The following is a 16308-nucleotide window of genomic DNA, read 5'->3' on the forward strand; positions in this document are numbered from 1 at the left end:
GCATTGCTAAAACGTCATTTCCCGCTTGTCCTTGTTCTGGTGATCGTAACGCTGGCGCTGTTGCTGCCGTTTCTTCTCCCGTGGAGCTATGACCAGATCGACTGGGATGCCGTTCGCTCGCCGGCGTTCAGCGGATCGCATATATTCGGCACGGATGAAATTGGACGGGATCACCTGGCACGGCTTGCGGCGGGAACCCGGGTCACGCTGATGGTGGCGATTGCAGCGGCGCTGGTTTCCCTGATAGTCGGCATCGCCTGGGGCGCGACTGCGGGCTGGATCGGCGGTAGAGTCGACGAGGCGATGATGCGGATTGTAGATGGTCTCTATGCATTGCCGTTCATGTTCATTGTCATCCTGCTGATGGTGGTTTTCGGGCGGTCGATATTGCTGGTCTTCGTCGGTATCGGGCTGGTCGAATGGCTGACCATGGCGCGTGTCGTCCGAGGGCAGGTGATGGCGCTGAAACAGAGGCCCTTCGTTCTGGCGGCAGAGGCGGCGGGGACGCCGTCGATCACCATCATATTGCGTCATATATTGCCGAATATCGCCGGCGTGGCGCTGGCATATCTGATGCTGACCGTGCCGCAGGTGGTGATGGTCGAGAGCTTCCTCTCCTTTCTCGGCCTGGGTGTACAGGAACCGCTGACCTCGCTCGGCATCCTGGTCAAGGAAGGGGCTGACGATATGGATATGGCACCGCTCGGCTTGCTGCTGCCCGGTGGCTTGCTGGTGCTGATATTGGTCTGTCTGACCATCGAAGGCGAACGATTGCGGGACCGGTTCTCATGAGCCTGTATGAAATTCGCAATCTGGCGGTTGATATTGCGGGCAAGCGACTGGTCGAAAATGTCAGCCTGACCGTAGAAGCGGGGCAGTGTACGGCGATCATCGGCGCATCCGGGTCTGGGAAGAGCCTGAGCTGCCTGACGCCCTTCGGGCTAACGCCGGGCTCCGCTTCCGGTTCGATCAAGCTGGACGGTACCGACCTCGGAACCGCCAATACCGCTCAGCTTCGCGATGTTCGCCGCAGACTGACCGGATTTGTGTTCCAGCAGCCATTGACCGCGCTGACACCGCATCTGACAGTTGGCGTGCAACTACAGGAAGCGACGATGCAAGCGGGATCAGCGCGGCCGTCGCGGCGTGAGTTGGCACAAAAGCTCGAGCGTGTTGGTCTCTCTAGGCCGGCCGAGCGACTGGACCAGTTCCCGCACCGGCTGTCCGGGGGCGAACGCCAGCGGGTGATGATTGCCGCGGCTATCGCCCATGGCCCCAAATTACTGATCGCTGACGAACCGACCAGTGCGCTGGACGCATCCCTGCGCGCGGAGATCATGGATCTGCTCGATGAATTGCGCGCCGAACAGGGGTTGGGCATGCTGCTGGTCAGCCATGATCTGGCCTCGGTTGGGGGCCATGCCGACCAACTGGTGGTGATGGAAAAGGGCAGGGTTGTGGAAACCGGGCCGACTGGCGCCGTCATTGCCAATCCTGCGGAAGAATACACCCGGCGTCTGATCGCCGCTACGCCGCGCCTTGATGAGGCAGTACCGAAGCTCCGTCAGTCTGGCGATCTGCTGGTCGAAACAAGAGACGTCGGCGTCGAATTTCCTCGCCCCGGCTGGCGTCGGGGAAAGGTTCGCGCCGTGGTGAACGCTAATATTACGATACGGCAAGCAGAGTCTCTGGCCCTCGTCGGCGGCTCCGGTTCCGGAAAGTCGACGCTTGGCCGCGCCATTGCCGGTATCGGACCAGTTACCCAAGGTGAAGTTCTGTGGGAGGGCGCGCCGATCCCGGAGCGCCGCGAGCGCGGTCTGGAAATGCGCCGGTTGATCCAGCCGGTGTTTCAGGATCCGGTCGCCAGCCTCGATCCGCAATGGCGCGTCAGCGATATTGTGACCGAACCTTTGCGCAACTTGCGGCCCGACATGAAAAAGGCGGAGCGCAACGAGATGGCGCGGCAAGCCCTGTATGATGTTGATTTGGCAGAAGATTTCCTGACTCGCCTACCAGCCAGTCTCTCGGGCGGGCAGGCGCAACGGGTTGCACTCGCGCGGGCGATTATTGCTGCGCCGCGGCTATTGGTGCTGGACGAGGCGACATCGGCGCTCGATCCGCTGGTCGGGGCGGAGATTCTCAAGCTTCTCCTCCGGCTGCAAGTGGAGAATGGATTGAGCTTGCTCTTCATCACCCATGATATCGCTGCGGCGCGCCGATTATGCCACCGGATTGCGGTGATGGAAGCGGGCCGGATTGTCGAAACAGGGGATATCCAGGCGGTGATTGATCATCCCCGGCACGCCGCGACGCAAAAGCTTGTCGCCGCCAGTTAAAAAAAGAGGGCCACCCGGTTGTCCGAGCGGCCCCCTTTTCAGCGTGACGATGTGAATTTAGAAGGCTACGCCGAGAGTGAAGACGACTGTGTCATCCGTGAAATCGTCCACTTTGACACCACCGACGCCGACATACATCAGGCTGGCGGTGAGATTTTCGGTGATGGCCCAGTCAGCGCCGACCGACCAATCGAAATTGTCTCCATCTGTGGCTGTCGACAATGTGCCGTCCGTATAACCAAGATGGGCATTCAGTGAAATTGGCGTGTCAGGAATACCGGAAGAAAAATCGGTGTAGATATAGAGGTTGTCGTCATCTCCGATTGCTGCTTGATCGAACGCATATGCCGCTCCCAGAGTTGCTTCGACCGGACCCAATGTTCCGGAGATCGATGCATAGGGCTCGAAATAGTCGCTCGGGCCAGCAATGCCACCTTCGCCATTTGGATAGATATAATAGAGCAGGCCAACGTCAAAGGTGATGCCGGAAGCGACTTCGCCAGACCAGCCGCCGTAAACGTCGAGTTCTGTGTGTCCGAAGGTTGCGGAATCCTCGATCGATGAACCCCAGGTTCCGATATAGAAACCGCTTTCATGGGCGACATCGATGCCGCCCTGAATGGCGATATCACCATCGGAAAACGAAACACCGCGAAAGCGGTAATCGGACGTAACTGCGGCATTTCCGGAAACGGTGATTCCGCTGGAAGATTCAGCTTCTTGAGCGAATGCTGGTACAGCCGTAGAGGCCAGCAAAATGGCCGAGAGGCCGAGAACAGTTGACTTGGCTTTTCCGCCAAGGGTAATTTTATTAGACGTGCGCATGGAAATCCCTTTCTCGTTAATGCGTATCGCCCCTCCTGGATTTGCTAGGCTGTTTTTTTATTACGCCAGATGCCCCGAACGCGAACAGTCTCTAAACATGTGCAAGAAAGCTGCTCTATATTGTTGCGCTGCACAAGAAATAAAATGACAGGAAGGGTGACATAATCGTCATATGTTGCACTTGCGCCACAAACTTGATTTCAGCCGCTTAAAATTTAGGCGAATTCAATTCAGGCTGATTAATAAAGCGTCATCCGGCGTCCGCTCGTGCGTCGCCGGCGCTGGATCGTGCGATCTTGCTTCAGTCTTTTGCGGTCGATTCTGCCGGGGCTGCAACCGGTTTCGGAGCGGCTTCAAGCGTGACTGTTCCACCCTCGGGTAACGACTTGATATGGACATCACGCTGCGGGAAGGGAATCTCGACGCCATGTTCCTTGAAAAGATCCCAGACCCGTTTGAGGATTGCTGCCCTGAAGTTGCCCACCCCCGATTGCGGGTCCTTGATCCAGCAACGAATTTCAAAATTGACACTGCTATCGCCAAATTCGAGCATCCAGACCACTGGCTTGGGATGGTTGAGCACGCGCGGTACATCGACGCAGGCCTGTTTCATCAGGTCGATCGCCTGATCCATGTCGGTATTATAGGATACGCCAACCGGGATACTGATCCGGATATTGGGGCTGGAATAGGACCAGTTTTCCACTTCGCGTGTCATCAGATCCTCGTTCGGGATCAGATGTTCCTTGCCCGCGCGGGTGAGGACGGACACGGCGCGCACGCCAATCTTGTTGACCCAGCCATAGGTATCGCCGACCGCGATCACGTCACCGGGCTTGATCGACCTGTCCATCAGCAGGATGATCCCGGCGATCAGGTTACCGATCGTCTTTTGCATGCCGAAGCCGATGGCGAGACCAAAGGCACCGGAGAAGACCGCCAGAGCCGTGAGATCGATCCCGACCACGTCGAGGCCTAGCACAAAGGCTCCGGCCAATATGGCAACGGTCGCCAGCTTCTGGCCCAATACCTTCTGTGCGGCGTCGAGCTCGCTATTGCCGATGATATAAGCCACCAGCTTCATCAGCACGCGGGCTACCGCCAGCAGGATAACGGCCGTCATCGCCAGGGTGACGATCCAGAGTAGCGAAATCCTTCGCGATCCGATGCCGAATCCGACTTTGTCCAGTGCCAGCGTGATTGGTTCGATACCGCCGACCAGACCCGATCCGATACTCACGAACAGCGCCAGTCCGATGATGGTCCCCAGCCAGTCCGGCATCCGCACGCCGCGGATCAGGTCATTGGCGAACAGGCCGACCGTTATGGCGATGGTGAGCGAAAAGACGACCTGGGCGATCAGATGCCAGGGATAGAAAGCCAGGAAAATACCGCACAGGATGAATGTGGTTGCGCGGCGTGTCATGTCGCGGATGCGTCGGCCGGCGAGTTCGCTCTCATAGCCCGCGCGCGCTTCCCAGAGGTGGCGCAACTTGGGACCGATATATTTGCTGAGATACCAGCCCGCAGTCAGGGCCAGCATGACCAGTCCGGCGGCAACGGCGCCTTCGATATACTGGACGTTGCGCGGTGTGTCAGGAGTCAGAGCTTCAATATATGAGAACGCATTATCGATCATGGCTTTGCACCGTGGTAATGTTCAAAAGCTTTGGCAAGGTCCGCAATCAAATCGTCCGGGTCTTCCAGACCGATATTCAGTCGTACGAGCGGGCCTTTTCCGGCCCATTCGGTGGCGGTGCGATGCTTTGCCGGATCAACCGGCAGTGCGAGGCTTTCAAAGCCGCCCCAACTGTAACCAATGCCGAATAGGCTCAGTGCGTCAATGAACGCGGCACGGGACCTGTCGTCACCATCCGATAGCTCAAACGAGAATAGACCCGAAGCTCCGCTGAAATCACGCTTCCAAATCTCGTGCCCCGGACAATCGGGCAGAGCGGGATGCAGGACCAGACCGACTTCGGGCCGATCCTTCAGCCAATGGGCAATTTTCAGGGCGCTGGCTTCATGCTGGCGCAGGCGGACGTCCAGCGTCCTCAATCCGCGCGCGGCGAGATAGGCATCATCGGGCGAGACCACCTGACCCAGTTGCTGGGCGGTGCGCCGGAGACGGGTCCAATATTTGCTGTGGGTGGTGACCGCGCCCATCATCACATCGCTATGACCGACAATATATTTGGTGGCGGCGGTTATGGCGATATCGACACCATGTTCCAGCGCCGGGAAAAAGCGCGACGTCGCCCATGTATTGTCGAGCAGGGTTACAATGCCCGCTGCCCGCGCTGCCTTGCAGATGGCAGGCACATCCTGAACCTCGAACGTAAGGCTACCGGGGCTTTCCATCAAAATGGCTTTTGTGTCCGGTCCGAACAGATCTGTAATATCCGCCCCGATCATCGGATCATAATAGCGCGCGGTGATGCCCATGCGTTTTAGAAAGGCATCGGCAAAGCTGCGGCTGGGATCATAGCTGCTGTCGGTGAGCAGGATTTCGTCGCCCGGTTGCAGGACAGCGAGCAAGGAACAGGAAATGGCAGCGACACCGGACGGGTAAAGCATGGTCCCGGCTGCACCGGGTTCCATTTCGGTCAGGGCTTCGGCGAGCGACCATTGGGTCGGAGAGCCGCGGCGGCCATAGAAGAAACGGCCGTCATCGTTGGATTTCAGGCCGTCCCGGAGATGGGCGACATCGTCGTATAGATGCGTGCTCCCCCGCCATACGGGCGGATTGACCACGGCTCCGGTCCATATTTTCCGGCGACCTCCGGTGACAACCTGGGTCGCGGGTTTTTTTGAACCAGAGCCGTTATCGGCCAATTAAAGTTCCAGCAGCGCCGGCATATTCAGGCGGTTTCTTTCGGGGTGTCGGCGTCGGCACCCCATTCGGCCCAGCTGCCGTCGTAAAGAGCGGTTTTTTCTGCACCGGCAATCGCTGCTGCAAAGGATACAACCGCTGCGGTCATTCCCGAGCCGCAGGTTGTGATCAGTGGCTTGGAGAGATCGACGCCGGCGTCGCTGAAGATCGCCTTGATCTCGTCGCTGCTTTTCCACGTTCCGTCCGCGTTGAAGAATTCGCTGTGCGGAATATTGACCGAGCCGGGGATATGGCCGGACGCTGCATTACCACGCGGGTCTGGTGTTTCGCCGCTAAACCGGTCGGCAGGACGCGCATCGACGACCTGTTCATTCTTGCTGTGCAAATTGGCGAGCATATCCGCCTTGGTGCGGATATCCTTGTCATCTTTCCAGACGGTGAAATGACGGTGGCGCAGTGCTTCCTTGCCGGTTTCCAGTGGCCGGCCTTCGGCCTTCCATTTGGCAATACCGCCATCGAGCAGCGCGACTTCATGCGCGCCGAACATGGTGAGCATCCACCATGCGCGGGCTGCGCTCTTGAGCGGGCTGTCATCATAGAGAACCACGCGGCTGCCATCGCCAAGTCCGAGCGATTGCATGCGGCTGGCGAACTTTTCAGCCGGCGGCAGCATATTATCAATCGGGTTGCTGCCATCGGTCAGATCACTGAGGTCCATGAAAACCGCGCCGGGGATATGGCCAGCCTCATATTCGGCTGCCGGGTTGCGCCCCGCATCCGCCATGAATTTTGTCGCGTCCACGATGCGCAGGTCAGACGCACCCAGTTCGTTGGCCAACCATTCGGTCGTTACCAGCAATTCCATATTAAACTCCTCATGCCCGCAATAATTTGCGCTACTCTAACCGCCGTTTAGCGACTCGATTTCAAGCCGTCGAGGCTATAACGCATTGCATCGCGAATCCACCGCTTATGTAGTTTTTCTGCATGGCATGTTGTCACGGTAACATCTGAAGCGCGACCCGATCAATATCGATCACTGGCCTTCACCAGAAGAGTTCAATCCGCGAAGAACGGGCGATGGCCGAGGGGAGCAAAGCTGCGGGGCCCCAGATCCAACCGAAAAGGCGCCATTTTGGGGCGTGGCGGTTGATGTTCCTGACCGACCAGAAAGGCTGTGGTCTGAAAATGCTGAAAGCCGGAAGCATCGGTAAATTCTATCGATATTTGCACCAGCGGGACAAACAAGGCCTGAGATCCGAACAAAATCGGATGAATGCCGGCCAGGGGGACTCGAAATTCTGCGACAATCTTCTCGGTTTCTCCGGTTGTGAGATTGGGGACCGCTTGCAAGAGCGAGAGGCCGGCCGCTATCGAATCGCGGGCGCCATGATCGTCGGCCTGAACCATAGTCCCGCTGACCCTGATATCGCTTAAATCTTCGCCGCCATGGTTGGAGAGCGTGAGTTCGAAGCCAAGGACTGCATTGAACAGCGTTGTATTCGCCGATCGCGGCAGGAAACCGATAGTGATGGCGGGGGCTGGTTGGAGAAATTCGGTGGGTTCGGCAGCGTCACCGGTGGGACTGGCACTCGCACGATCCGGCTCCGTGACGATCGCTTGTTGCGGCTTGGCTCTGCTGGCCCGCCAAAGAAATAAAGCCCCAAGCAGGGCGAACAGCAGCGCCGCGAAGGCCAGAAGCATCCAGTCATTGGTCGCTTTTTCCGGCACAGATTCTGCTGCGGCTTCTGTCGGAGGTAATTCGCTATCTACCGATGCCCCGGCTGTCTCCCGGTTTTCGTTAGGCACGTCCACCGGTTCCGCTGGTGGCGGACCTGATTCCGGTGCGGATATATCTTCTTCTACTTCTGGTTTGAGCGGAGCCTGCTTGATCGGAGGTTGCACCCGATCGGGTGTGCTGCCGGTGGTGGCAGGCTTGGCCGCCGAACTGCTCTGTGCCGGTACGGGCGATGGCGCTCTTGCTGGGGCGGTGGACGGCGCGACATTGGTCGGCGCGGTAAGCGGAATTTCGGCGTCGACCGGCCCCTGCAAGCCATTCTGCTTCGGATTGCTGCCTGGTCCGGGCGGCAGCGAATAGCTTTCCACCGAGGGCCGGCTTTGCGGAATAGGCAATGGATCCTCGCCAGACGTCTGCGCCATAGCGGCAGCACTCAGGAGAAATCCCGAAATTGCGCCGGTCAAAACCATGCCGAACCGATTATATTTGATCGTCTGAAGAACAGCCCTGTCCCTGTAAAGTTACAGGTCGAAATGCCGCCCAAAGCAGTGAACCGTTGATGAATGCAGCAGAGGTGATGACATGAAGCGCCCCGTGCACTAGATAATCTGCATGACCGACAAACCATCCGCACCGCCAGCACCGAAATTTCTAGGCAAGACCAGTTCGATGCCCGCTTCTCCCGAAGAGGCGATACTCGACTATGTGCCCAATCCCCGTGCGGGCGAGCTCTATCTCACACGCTTCGCCGTGCCCGAATTTACATCGCTTTGCCCCGTGACGGGCCAGCCGGATTTTGCCCATCTGGTCATCGATTATGCGCCGGACCAGACGATCGTCGAATCAAAGTCGCTCAAGCTGTTTCTCGGATCGTTCCGCGACCATGCTGCCTTTCACGAAGATTGTACGGTCGGCATCGGCAAGCGCCTGTTCGACGAAATGAAACCGAGATGGCTGCGGATCGGCGGCTATTGGTATCCGCGGGGCGGCATACCGATAGATATATTCTGGCAATCGGGCGAACCTCCCAAAGGACTTTGGTTGCCCGATCAGGGCGTAGCATCTTATCGAGGACGAGGCTGATGACCCATAAATTCTACGGTGGACCACTGTCGCTCTATTCCGGCAAGGCGCGGGCCTATCTCGACTGGAAAGAGGTGGATTACGAAGAAATCCTCAGCACCACGGAAGTCTACAAGACGATTATCGTGCCGAAAGTGGGCCGACCCGTCATCCCCGTGATGGTGACCGACGCAGGCGAAACGCTGCAGGATACGACGCTGATCATCGACCATTTCGAAGCCGAGATCGGCGGGCCGTCCGTCTATCCCGACACGCCGAAACAGAGGCTGGTGGCGTTGTTGATGGAAGTGTTCGGTGATGAATGGCTGGTGATCCCGGCGATGCACTATCGCTGGAACTATAATGAAGAATGGGTCTACGGCGAATTTGGCGCCGTCGCAGCGCCGGAAGCCAGCAAGGAAGAGCAACTGGCCATCGGTCGCGAGCGCGGCCAGGCATTCAAGGGCTTTTGTCCGATATTGGGGATTAACGAGCAAACCATCCCTGCGATCGAGGCCAGCTATGAAGCCCTTTTGGCCGATCTCGACCGGCATTTTGCCCAATATGATTATCTGCTGGGTTCACGTCCCTCGATTGGCGATTATGGCCTGATCGGACCGCTTTTTGCCCATCTATACCGCGATCCCGCTTCGGGTGAGATCATGAAACGCCTGGCGCCGAAAGTTGCCGCGTGGGTCGAGCGGATGGTTGATGTGCAGCAGCCGTTATCCGGAGAATTTCTGCCCGATGACGAGATTCCGGAAAGCTTGGTGCCCGTGCTGGAAAAAATGATGGCGGAGCAACTGCCATTCCTGCAGAAAACCGCGGACCTGTTTGCTGCCTGGGCCGAGGCCAATCCGGATATAGAAATCCCGCGTGCCGTCGGGATGGCCGATTTTACCGTCGAGGATGTAACCGGACAGCGTATCGCGCCGTCGTTCAGTCTTTGGATGCTGCAGCGGCCGCTGGACTATTATCGGGATTTGCCTGATGCCGACAAACTTGCGGTGGATGAATTTTTATCGACGATTGACGGCGCATCAGCGTTCCGGAATTTCACGGCGGAACGGCGACTGGCGTTCAGAAACTTCAAGCTTGGCCTTGCCTGATATGACGACCTGCTCCCGGATTCTGGAGTATGAATCTAGTTTGCCCTATCAATCGGCCTCCGCTAATCTTATATATTGATGATATGAACAGTATTTCACATCATCACAGCATTGCCATCGAGGCGTCTGACATTGATTTCATGGGACATGTCAACAATGCCAATTATCTGACGTGGGTGCAGGAAGCTGTGGTCGCGCATTGGCAGAAATTTGCGCCTTCCGAAGCGATAGCAGACCATCTCTGGGTGGCGCTGAAACACGAGATAACCTACCGGAAACCGGCGTTTCTGGACGATGATGTGATCGCCGAAGTATTGCTCGAAAAAGTTCACGGAGCGCGGGCATTTTACAGCACGATCATCCGTCGCGGTGAAGAGGTGCTCGCCGAAGTGCAGTCCAGCTGGTGCTGTATCGATGCCGATACCTTGCGCCCGACCCGCTTGGCGAAAGATATTGTCGCCCGCTTTTTCGGGTAGAAGACTGAAGTCGCGTCAGTCCGTCGGTGCCGTGAAAACAGGCTGGTGAGCCGGCTATCAACGCATCAGACCACCAATCAGATTGCGGACAAAACGTCCTGCCATCGGTCCGGCGAGATCGGTAACCACTGAGCCTACAGCCGACGTCACGCCTGTGCGCATCGGGTTTGCCCGGGATTTTTTGCCGAGCATTGTCGATGCGGCCATGCCTGCCGCAGATCCCATGGCGACCTTTGCGCCGCGACTGAATGCTTTCTCCCAGATGCTTTTGCTCTTGCGCGGCTGTTTGCGGACTTCTTCTTCACCCTTTTCTTCGACTTCCCTGGCTGTTGCCGTGGCGTCGATCACCTTTTGCGCGAGTATCTCTTCGGCGCTGTGCCGGTCGACCTCTTCATCATATTTGCCTTCATAGGGCGAAATTGAATTGATAATGGCGCGTTCTTTAGCCGAGATCGGACCCAGGCGGGACCGGGGCGGCTTGATCAACGTCCGCTGGACGATCGACGGTGCGCCGTCCTCGAGCAAGGTCGAAACGAGCGCTTCACCCACGCGCAATTCGGTGATCGCTTCCTCGACGTCCAGTTCGGGATTGATCCGGAACGTGTCGGCTGCGGCCTTGATCGCCTTTTTGTCGCGCGGCGTAAAAGCGCGCAGGGCGTGCTGCACACGGTTGCCAAGCTGGCCAGCGACTTCCTGGGGTATGTCGACCGGATTCTGGGTTACGAAAAAGACGCCGACGCCTTTCGAGCGGATCAGGCGCACGACCTGTTCGATTTTGTCTTCCAGTGCTTTCGGCGCGTCGTCAAACAGCAGATGCGCTTCATCGAAGAAGAAAACCAGTTTCGGTTTTTTCGGATCGCCGACTTCCGGCAATGTTTCAAACAGTTCGGCGAGCAGCCAGAGCAGAAATGTCGCGTAGAGCTTCGGGCTGCGCATCAGCTGATCGGCGGCGAGGACGTTGATATAGCCGCGACCCTGTTCGTCGCATTTGATGAAGTCGTCGATTTCCAGAGCGGGTTCGCCAAAAAACTGGCCCGCGCCCTGACTGTCCAGCTGGAGCAACTGGCGCTGGATCGCGCCAACGCTGGCCTTGCTGACATTGCCATATTTGGCGGATAACTGTTTCGCATTTTCCGCGGTATAAGCGAGCATCGACTGCAGATCGTCGAGGTTCAGCAGCAGCATGCCCTGTTCATCTGCAAAACGGAAGACGATGTTGAGCACGCCTTCCTGTGTGTCATTCAGATCCATCAGGCGCGCCAGCAATAATGGCCCCATTTCACTGATCGTGGTGCGGATCGGATGACCCTGTTTGCCGTAAAGATCCCAGAATACTGCCGGATTGTCCGAATAGGCATAATCATCCATGCCCAGCTCCTTGGCGCGACCCTCCAGCTTGTCAGCATGTTTGAACTGCGCGGAACCGGCCATGGAAATGCCGGCAAGGTCGCCTTTTACGTCTGCGACAAAGACAGGGACACCATTGGCGGAAAAGCTCTCGGCCAGGCCCTGCAACGTGACCGTCTTGCCGGTACCGGTGGCCCCGGCGATCAGACCATGGCGATTAGCGCGGGAAAGGTTGAGGCTCTGCCGCTCGCCGCCGCCGAGACCCAAGAATATTTCTGTTGCGTCGGCCATCGGCGGATTTCCTCAATCATGTTGCAAAGCTGACCCTGACTTGACGCAAAAAAAAGGCCGGCGTCAAGCGCCGGCCAATTTCTGTTACATGTGTTTATATGCGTTTAGCTATCCTGCAGGCGGACCGCGACAAATTGCGGATCGCGCGCGCCACGGCGAACTTGCAGCAGAACTGCCTCGCGGTTCGAGCGCTTCACCTTGTTGATAGCCTGATCCAGTTCGGCAGCACTGGTCACCGGTTGACGGTTGACGCTGGTGATCAGATATCCGCGCCTTATGCCTTTCTGGGCGGCATCGCTGTTCGGATTAACTGTCGTTACGACCACGCCTTTTTGCGTCGACGGGACTCCGATCTGCCGCGCGATGGCCGGCGTCAGATCGATAACCGACAAGCCCAGCGCATCGGCGGTGGCCTGCGCGCTGGTGCCATCATCATTCTGGCCCATGGCATCATCTTCAGCATCCGGATCGAATGTGCTGCCAGCCAGTTCCTCTTCGGAAGGACGCTTGCCGAGCTTCGCAGTGACCTTGATCGTCTTGCCGCTGCGAACCAGTTCGATCGGAACATCGGTGCCGATCGGAAGATTGGTCACCAGATAGGACAGGGTCTGGTCGGGTGTGACCGTCTTGCCGTTCACCTTGGTGATCACGTCGCCCGCCTGGATACCGGCTTTTGCGGCCGCTTCACCCGGTTCGACCCGCTGGACGAATTCGCCCAGATTTTTCTCCAGACCGAGAGAGTCTGCCAGATCTTCGGACAGTCCGCTGATCTGCACACCGAGATAACCGCGCTCGATCGCCTGTCCGGCTTTCAGCGTCTCGACGATCGGGGCAGCGACTTCGGCGGGAATGGCAAAGCCAATCCCGACATTGCCGCCGGTTGGCGAAATGATTGCGTTATTGATGCCGATGACATTGCCGTTGAGATCGAACATCGGGCCACCACTATTGCCGCGGTTGATCGATGCGTCGGTCTGCAGGAAACGGTCATATGCACCGCCCTGACCGGTGTTTCTGTGGATAGCAGACAGGATGCCGGTGGTCACAGTGCCGCCAAGGCCGAAAGGATTGCCAATGGCAATGACCCAGTCGCCGACGCGGGCGCCGGTGCTGTCTCCGAATTTGACGAAGGGAAGGGGCTTGTTTGCCTTGATCTTGAGGACAGCGATATCGGATGCCGCATCGCGGCCGACAAGTTCTGCTTCATATTCGGTGCGATCCGGCATGATCACGGTGATCGATTCGATCGTCGCGTTGCGATTGCCCGGTGCAACAACATGGTTGTTGGTGACGACATAACCATCTGCTGAAATGATGAATCCGGAACCCAGAGATTGCGCCTCGCGGGTTTGTTCACTGCCGCCGCTCTGGCGATTGCCGAACAGGCCGTCAAAAGGCGTGCCGGCAAAGGGGTTGCTGGTGTTCACACGAACCCGCTGGGTCGTGGAGATATTGACCACGGCAGGCTGCAATTGCTCTGTCAGGTCTGCAAAACTCATCGGAGCATTTGCGCGTGGTACGACATTGCGCATCACCGAGCTGTCGTTGGCGGCGGTCTGAGCACCAGCCGGCCCAATGCCAGCCAGAGTTGCTGCACTGCCGGCCAAAAGCAAGGCTGCTGAAATTCCATAAGCGTAACGCACTATATATCTTCCTCTCAAAATCCTGGCGGAGCAAATGGATGTCGCCGCCAAATCCGTTCAAAATCGCTGAAATAATGGCGCAATTTTCATGAACGGAAATTGAATATTAGCATATTTGTCTGCCGATCTTAAGCGCAGAACCGCAAGACATCCCCGATGCAAACCTATTTGGGTGTGCAAAAGCCCTTTCGCAAGCCGGGAATCGTCGTTTCGTAGAAAAAAACCGGCATTGTGCAGAAAAGACGACATTTGTAGTCGACTGCTGCCGTTCCGGATTTTCGGGACGTCAGAATTCAAACGGACCGTCGGTTTCAAACCGGGGTTTTCCCGAAAATCCCAGTGCATCATTGGCCAGCTGCGTATCGAAAAATTCGTGGACCGAGGCAATTTTCCCTTCGCGGAACGAAAAGATATGCACGTAGCGCTGGTCATAGCGCTGACCGTTTCGGGCGATACCTTTGGCTTCCATGATGGCGGTCGCACCATCCGGTCCGTCGTTCATCACTCGCCATTTTTCCGCAAAGCGGAACTGCTCGAAATCCAGTGCCTCGAATATGGCAGGCAAAACCTGTTTCAGCGCGGCGAAGCTGTCATATCGGCCCGATATAATCGTGTTGCCGGACACATTGTAAACCACATCCGGATGGTGCAGCGCTTCGAAACCATCGACGTCCATCACCGACAAAGCGGTGTAATAGGCGTCGATAATCTCGCGATTGGTGGGCAAAATGCCTTACCGGCCCCGGAACTGGCGCAGATATTCATTGTCCGGTGACAGCACGAACGAGCTTTGCGGACCGTTTTCGCCACCGTCCTGGAAGGTCGTTTCGTAGCTCTTCATGGCGCGATAGAAGTCATAGAAATTCGCATCCTTGCCAAAGCTCTCGGCATAGGTCCGGGCGGCGCTGGCATCGGCTTCGGCGCGAATGATCTGCGCCTGCTTCGCGCCTTGGGCGCGAATCGTCCGCGCTTCCTGGTCACGAGCAGTCCGCATTCTCTGATAGGCGCTGTCGAGCGGTGTGCCTTCGGGCAAGTCGGCCCGCTTGATCCGCACGTCGACAATCTCCGCGCCATATTGTCTTGAAACCCGGTTGAGGCCGGCCTGGATATTATCCATCACCTGACCGCGTTCCGGACTCAGCAAGGCGGCAAACGGACGCTTGCCGAGCTCGTTTCTAAGGGCAGAGCCTAGAATTGGTCGAAGTTCCTCAGAGACGCGTTCTTCGCTGCCGGCTGCAATATACATACGCAGCGGATCGGTGATCCGGAACCGGGCAAAGGCATCGACCTGCAGGCGAAGCTGGTCGGTCGACAGCACTTGCTGCTGCTCCATCTCCACGTCGCGAATCCGCTTGTCGATCCAGACCACCTGTTCAAGAAATGGAATTTTCATAAGCAGTCCGGCGCCTGTCTGGCCGAAGGGGACACCACTCTGATAGCGGTTGATGATGCGGACCGGTTCACCGAAGCGCACAACCACGCCTTGCCGTGTTTCCGGGACGATGATGAGCGTGTTCAGCAAGGTGAACAGCAGCGCAATGACGATGACGCCGAGCGCAACGGGATTTTTCATGATCTGTCCCATTATTTGCCCTCCACGGTCGTAATCGCGGGTTGCTGCGCGCGTTTCTTCAATTCCGGCAGGGCCAGATAAGGCGTCACGCCTTTCACTTCGACCACCGTCTTGTCGACCTTGGACAATACACGCTCCATTGTTTCATAATACATCCGCTGTCTCGTGACCGTCGGAGCCAGTCGATATTCCTCGTAAACCTTGTCAAAGGCCGCGGATTCACCTTGCGCCTGCGCCGTCAATTGCTGTGCATAGGCGCGGGCTTCGTTGAGATAGGTTTGCGCCGTCTGCTGGGCAGCGGACACTTCCTTAAACGCATCGTTGACCAAAGCCGGAGGATCGGCCTTCTTGATCGCGATGCCGCGAATGACAACGCCCGCACCATAGCCGTCGAGCAGTTGCTGCATATTCCGTTCCACCGTCTGTTCGATTTCGGACCGTTCAGAACCAATGGTGTCATCAAGCGTGAAATTGGCGACGGCGGCGCGCATCGACGCCTCCGCCACTTCCTTGATTGTTTCTTCCGGTTCGGCGATCTGGAACAGGAACAATTCTGGTGCCTTGATATTCCACCGCACCGAGTAAGCGAGATCGACGATATTCTGGTCGCCGGTCAGGATCAGCTTCTCGGATTCGCCTTCCGGAATATCGATTGTCCGAATTTCCTCGACGTCCATTTTCGTGACCTGCTCCATCGGAGTGGGAAGCGAAAAGTGCAGACCCGGTTGCAGGGTGCGCGAATAGGAACCCAGAAATGTCACGACGCCGCGTTCCTGCGGGCTGACGCGGTGGATGCTGGTCAGCAACACCCAGAGGACTATGAAGCCGATTGCCATGAGAGGCCACCAGGACCGTCCGCCGGGACGTTTCGGGATGCCGCCCTTGAAGCCGCCGCCGGTGCCTTTTTTAAACAGTTCTTCGAGAGAGCCGGCACCCTTGCGGCCACCGCCGGATGATCCGCCGGGAGGATTGCCCCACGGATTGCGAGGGCCACCGCCACCGCCGCCACCATTGCCGCTGTCGCCGTTATTGCCCCAAGGGCCGGACATGTTCAATATTGAGCCCAAAATCGATT

15 protein-coding genes are annotated in these 16308 nt (G+C 57.5%); 5 read left to right on the plus strand and 10 right to left on the minus strand.

What is annotated here, in order from left to right; genetic code table 11:
• Nucleotides 1–3 precede the first annotated feature (3 nt).
• Complete coding sequence (locus ACWFTY_RS04110) at nt 4–792, plus strand: ABC transporter permease (protein WP_447526123.1); 789 nt, start codon at nt 4–6, stop codon at nt 790–792.
• Nucleotides 789–2336, plus strand: coding sequence for a nickel ABC transporter ATP-binding protein NikE (nikE, locus tag ACWFTY_RS04115; RefSeq protein ID WP_447526124.1), 1548 nt, complete (start codon nt 789–791; stop codon nt 2334–2336). The genes ACWFTY_RS04110 and nikE overlap by 4 nt, the downstream gene beginning before the upstream one ends.
• 57 nt (nt 2337–2393) lie before the next feature.
• Here the strand turns inward: nikE and ACWFTY_RS04120 are convergent, their stop codons facing one another.
• From ACWFTY_RS04120 to ACWFTY_RS04140, 5 genes are all read right to left on the minus strand, one after another.
• On the minus strand, nt 2394–3161 hold the full coding sequence (locus ACWFTY_RS04120) for a TorF family putative porin (protein ID WP_447526125.1): 768 nt from the start codon (nt 3159–3161) through the stop codon (nt 2394–2396).
• Nucleotides 3162–3462: 301 nt separating this feature from the next.
• Nucleotides 3463–4800, minus strand: a complete 1338-nt coding sequence (locus ACWFTY_RS04125) for a mechanosensitive ion channel family protein (protein ID WP_447526126.1) — start codon at nt 4798–4800, stop codon at nt 3463–3465.
• Nucleotides 4797–5996, minus strand: a complete 1200-nt coding sequence (gene metC / locus ACWFTY_RS04130) for a cystathionine beta-lyase (protein WP_447526127.1) — start codon at nt 5994–5996, stop codon at nt 4797–4799. The genes ACWFTY_RS04125 and metC overlap by 4 nt, the downstream gene beginning before the upstream one ends.
• 26 nt (nt 5997–6022) lie before the next feature.
• A complete protein-coding gene (sseA, locus tag ACWFTY_RS04135; protein ID WP_447526128.1) occupies nt 6023–6859 on the minus strand; it encodes a 3-mercaptopyruvate sulfurtransferase in 837 nt (278 codons plus the stop codon).
• Nucleotides 6860–7053: 194 nt separating this feature from the next.
• The gene (locus ACWFTY_RS04140; RefSeq protein WP_447526129.1) at nt 7054–8202 is read right to left on the minus strand and encodes a hypothetical protein; all 1149 of its coding nucleotides are present in this window, start codon (nt 8200–8202) and stop codon (nt 7054–7056) included.
• Nucleotides 8203–8344: 142 nt separating this feature from the next.
• On the opposite strand from ACWFTY_RS04140, the gene queF reads away from it, so the two are divergent.
• The 3 genes from queF to ACWFTY_RS04155 all read left to right on the plus strand — a co-directional run bounded on the left by queF (nt 8345) and on the right by ACWFTY_RS04155 (nt 10379).
• Nucleotides 8345–8815: a preQ(1) synthase gene (gene queF / locus ACWFTY_RS04145; protein ID WP_447526130.1), complete on the plus strand. Its 471-nt coding sequence runs from the start codon at nt 8345–8347 to the stop codon at nt 8813–8815.
• Nucleotides 8815–9903: a glutathione S-transferase family protein gene (locus ACWFTY_RS04150; RefSeq protein ID WP_447526131.1), complete on the plus strand. Its 1089-nt coding sequence runs from the start codon at nt 8815–8817 to the stop codon at nt 9901–9903. Before queF ends, ACWFTY_RS04150 begins: the two co-directional genes overlap by 1 nt.
• 83 nt (nt 9904–9986) lie before the next feature.
• Entirely contained in the window at nt 9987–10379 is a 393-nt protein-coding gene (locus ACWFTY_RS04155; RefSeq protein WP_447526132.1) for an acyl-CoA thioesterase, read from the plus strand.
• A gap of 57 nt (nt 10380–10436) precedes the next feature.
• Here ACWFTY_RS04155 and ACWFTY_RS04160 read toward each other — a convergent pair whose 3' ends face one another.
• From ACWFTY_RS04160 to hflK, 5 genes are all read right to left on the minus strand, one after another.
• Entirely contained in the window at nt 10437–12017 is a 1581-nt protein-coding gene (locus ACWFTY_RS04160; RefSeq protein WP_447526133.1) for a helicase HerA-like domain-containing protein, read from the minus strand.
• Nucleotides 12018–12121: 104 nt separating this feature from the next.
• The gene (locus tag ACWFTY_RS04165) at nt 12122–13660 is read right to left on the minus strand and encodes a Do family serine endopeptidase (protein ID WP_447526134.1); all 1539 of its coding nucleotides are present in this window, start codon (nt 13658–13660) and stop codon (nt 12122–12124) included.
• A 286-nt stretch (nt 13661–13946) separates the two neighbouring features.
• Complete coding sequence (locus tag ACWFTY_RS04170) at nt 13947–14387, minus strand: nuclear transport factor 2 family protein (protein WP_447526135.1); 441 nt, start codon at nt 14385–14387, stop codon at nt 13947–13949.
• Nucleotides 14388–14393: 6 nt separating this feature from the next.
• Nucleotides 14394–15245, minus strand: coding sequence for a protease modulator HflC (hflC, locus tag ACWFTY_RS04175; protein ID WP_447526136.1), 852 nt, complete (start codon nt 15243–15245; stop codon nt 14394–14396).
• The gene (gene hflK / locus ACWFTY_RS04180; protein ID WP_447526940.1) at nt 15245–16282 is read right to left on the minus strand and encodes a protease modulator HflK; all 1038 of its coding nucleotides are present in this window, start codon (nt 16280–16282) and stop codon (nt 15245–15247) included. Before hflK ends, hflC begins: the two co-directional genes overlap by 1 nt.
• Between the last annotated feature and the right edge of the window lie 26 nt (nt 16283–16308).

The sequence above is a fragment of the Parasphingorhabdus sp. NYA22 genome, assembly GCF_976973735.1.

Coding starts and splice junctions, on each gene's coding strand:
- nikE (WP_447526124.1), top strand. CDS start 789: ATGAGCCTGTATGAAATTCGCAATCTGGCGGTTGATATTGCGGGCAAG.
- ACWFTY_RS04150 (WP_447526131.1), top strand. CDS start 8,815: ATGACCCATAAATTCTACGGTGGACCACTGTCGCTCTATTCCGGCAAG.
- queF (WP_447526130.1), top strand. CDS start 8,345: ATGACCGACAAACCATCCGCACCGCCAGCACCGAAATTTCTAGGCAAG.
- ACWFTY_RS04120 (WP_447526125.1), bottom strand. CDS start 3,161: ATGCGCACGTCTAATAAAATTACCCTTGGCGGAAAAGCCAAGTCAACT.
- sseA (WP_447526128.1), bottom strand. CDS start 6,859: ATGGAATTGCTGGTAACGACCGAATGGTTGGCCAACGAACTGGGTGCG.
- hflC (WP_447526136.1), bottom strand. CDS start 15,245: ATGGGACAGATCATGAAAAATCCCGTTGCGCTCGGCGTCATCGTCATT.
- ACWFTY_RS04155 (WP_447526132.1), top strand. CDS start 9,987: ATGAACAGTATTTCACATCATCACAGCATTGCCATCGAGGCGTCTGAC.
- ACWFTY_RS04160 (WP_447526133.1), bottom strand. CDS start 12,017: ATGGCCGACGCAACAGAAATATTCTTGGGTCTCGGCGGCGGCGAGCGG.
- hflK (WP_447526940.1), bottom strand. CDS start 16,282: ATGTCCGGCCCTTGGGGCAATAACGGCGACAGCGGCAATGGTGGCGGC.
- ACWFTY_RS04125 (WP_447526126.1), bottom strand. CDS start 4,800: ATGATCGATAATGCGTTCTCATATATTGAAGCTCTGACTCCTGACACA.
- ACWFTY_RS04140 (WP_447526129.1), bottom strand. CDS start 8,202: ATGGTTTTGACCGGCGCAATTTCGGGATTTCTCCTGAGTGCTGCCGCT.